The following is a 3,123-nucleotide window of genomic DNA, read 5'->3' as shown; positions in this document are numbered from 1 at the left end:
CTCCGCTAAGTCGCAAGACTTCTTGGGGTTGTATGGTTAAGTGACTAAGCGTACACGGTGGATGCCTAGGCAGTCAGAGGCGATGAAGGACGTGCTAACCTGCGTTAAGTGTGGTCGAGCTGGTAAGAAGCATTGACACCACAATGTCCGAATGGGGAAACCCACTGCATTTATGCAGTATCGCAACATGAATACATAGTGTTGCGAGGCGAACCGGGAGAAGTGAAACATCTCAGTACCCCGAGGAAAAGAAATCAACCGAGATTCCCTTAGTAGCGGCGAGCGAACGGGGAGCAGCCCTTAAGCGTTGAATGCGTTAGTGGAACGGTCTGGAAAGTCCGGCGATACAGGGTGATAGCCCCGTACACGAAAACAAACTCAGCGTGAAAACGAGTAGGGCGGGACACGTGACATCCTGTCTGAATATGGGGGGACCATCCTCCAAGGCTAAATACTACTGACTGACCGATAGTGAACCAGTACCGTGAGGGAAAGGCGAAAAGAACCCCTGTGAGGGGAGTGAAATAGAACCTGAAACCGTGTACGTACAAGCAGTAGGAGCCGACTTGTTCGGTGACTGCGTACCTTTTGTATAATGGGTCAGCGAGTTACTTTCAGTGGCGAGGTTAACCGTATAGGGGAGCCGTAGGGAAACCGAGTCTTAACTGGGCGACTAGTCGCTGGGAGTAGACCCGAAACCGGGTGATCTAGCCATGGGCAGGTTGAAGGTGAGGTAACACTTACTGGAGGACCGAACCCACTAACGTTGCAAAGTTAGGGGATGACTTGTGGCTAGGGGTGAAAGGCCAATCAAACTCGGTGATAGCTGGTTCTCCCCGAAAGCTATTTAGGTAGCGCCTCATGTCTCACTACTGGGGGTAGAGCACTGTTTCGGCTAGGGGGTCATCCCGACTTACCAACCCGATGCAAACTCCGAATACCAGTAAGTGCAATCATGGGAGACACACGGCGGGTGCTAACGTCCGTCGTGAAGAGGGAAACAACCCAGACCGCCGGCTAAGGTCCCAAAGTTCTGATTAAGTGGGAAACGATGTGGGAAGGCTCAGACAGCCAGGATGTTGGCTTAGAAGCAGCCATCATTTAAAGAAAGCGTAATAGCTCACTGGTCGAGTCGGCCTGCGCGGAAGATGTAACGGGGCTCAAATCAGGCACCGAAGCCGCGGATTCAATCAATAGATTGAGTGGTAGGGGAGCGTTCTGTAAGTCTGTGAAGGTGTGTCGTGAGGCATGCTGGAGATATCAGAAGTGCGAATGCTGACGTAAGTAACGATAAAGGGGGTGAAAAACCTCCTCGCCGGAAGACCAAGGGTTCCTGTCCAACGTTAATCGGGGCAGGGTGAGTCGGCCCCTAAGGCGAGGCTGAAAAGCGTAGTCGATGGGAAGCGGGTTAATATTCCCGCACTGACTGTTATTGCGATGAGGGGACGGAGAAGGCTAAGTGGGCCAGGCGTTGGTAGTCCTGGTGAAAGGAAGTAGGTGGTCGCGGTAGGCAAATCCGCTGCGGCATTAACACTGAGACCCGAGACGAAATCTCTACGGAGGTGAAGTCACTGATGCCATGCTTCCAGGAAAAGCCTCTAAGCTTCAGATAACAGTGAACCGTACCCCAAACCGACACAGGTGGTCGGGTAGAGAATACCAAGGCGCTTGAGAGAACTCGGGTGAAGGAACTAGGCAAAATAGTACCGTAACTTCGGGAGAAGGTACGCTGATGGTGGTGAAGTGCCTTGCGCACGGAGCTATTGTCAGCCGCAGTGACCAGGTGGCTGGGACTGTTTAACAAAAACACAGCACTCTGCAAACACGAAAGTGGACGTATAGGGTGTGACACCTGCCCGGTGCCGGAAGGTTAATTGATGGGGTTAGCGCAAGCGAAGCTCTTGATCGAAGCCCCGGTAAACGGCGGCCGTAACTATAACGGTCCTAAGGTAGCGAAATTCCTTGTCGGGTAAGTTCCGACCTGCACGAATGGTGTAACCATGGCCACGCTGTCTCCACCCGAGACTCAGTGAAATCGAAATTGCGGTGAAGATGCCGTATACCCGCGGCTAGACGGAAAGACCCCGTGAACCTTTACTATAGCTTGACACTGAACATTGAACCTACTTGTGTAGGATAGGTGGGAGGCTTGGAAGTGACGACGCTAGTTGTCATGGAGCCGACCTTGAAATACCACCCTGGTATGTTTGATGTTCTAACCTAAGCCCGTTATCCGGGCCAGGGACAGTGTCTGGTGGGTAGTTTGACTGGGGCGGTCTCCTCCCAAAGAGTAACGGAGGAGCACGAAGGTTGGCTAATCCTGGTCGGACATCAGGAGGTTAGTGCAATGGCATAAGCCAGCTTAACTGCGAGACCGACAAGTCGAGCAGGTACGAAAGTAGGTCATAGTGATCCGGTGGTTCTGAATGGAAGGGCCATCGCTCAACGGATAAAAGGTACTCCGGGGATAACAGGCTGATACCGCCCAAGAGTTCATATCGACGGCGGTGTTTGGCACCTCGATGTCGGCTCATCACATCCTGGGGCTGAAGTTGGTCCCAAGGGTATGGCTGTTCGCCATTTAAAGTGGTACGCGAGCTGGGTTCAGAACGTCGTGAGACAGTTCGGTCCCTATCTGCCGTGGGCGCTGGATGATTGAAGGGAGTTGCTCCTAGTACGAGAGGACCGGAGTGAACGAACCTCTGGTGTTCGGGTTGTCATGCCAATGGCACTGCCCGGTAGCTAAGTTCGGAATCGATAACCGCTGAAAGCATCTAAGCGGGAAGCGAGCCCTGAGATGAGTCATCCCTGACACTATAAGTGTCCTAAAGGGCCGTTGGAGACTACAACGTTGATAGGTGGGGTGTGTAAGCGCGGTGACGTGTTGAGCTAACCCATACTAATTACCCGTGAGGCTTAACCATACAACACCCAAGAAGTTTTAGACGCTTGTTGCAGAGAACGAAAGAATCAGCTTATTCCCAGATTAAAGAATTTGCCTGGCGGCGATAGCGCAGTGGAACCACCTGTACCCATGCCGAACACAGAAGTGAAACGCTGTAGCGCCGATGGTAGTGTGGCATTCGCCATGCGAGAGTAGGACACTGCCAGGCACCCAATTAG

The 3,123-nt window shown here is 52.7% G+C and carries 2 rRNA genes; both read left to right on the top strand.

Annotated features, from left to right (window positions below):
* Positions 1 to 34 precede the first annotated feature (34 nt).
* Positions 35 to 2,924 (top strand): 23S ribosomal RNA (locus ACZYTD_RS17100).
* A gap of 74 nt (positions 2,925 to 2,998) precedes the next feature.
* Positions 2,999 to 3,113, top strand: a 5S ribosomal RNA gene (rrf, locus tag ACZYTD_RS17095).
* Positions 3,114 to 3,123 lie beyond the last annotated feature (10 nt).

The sequence above is a fragment of the Pseudaeromonas sp. HNCC25DJ180 genome, from assembly GCF_055413345.1.
This window is presented reverse-complemented; position numbering and strand designations above follow the sequence as displayed.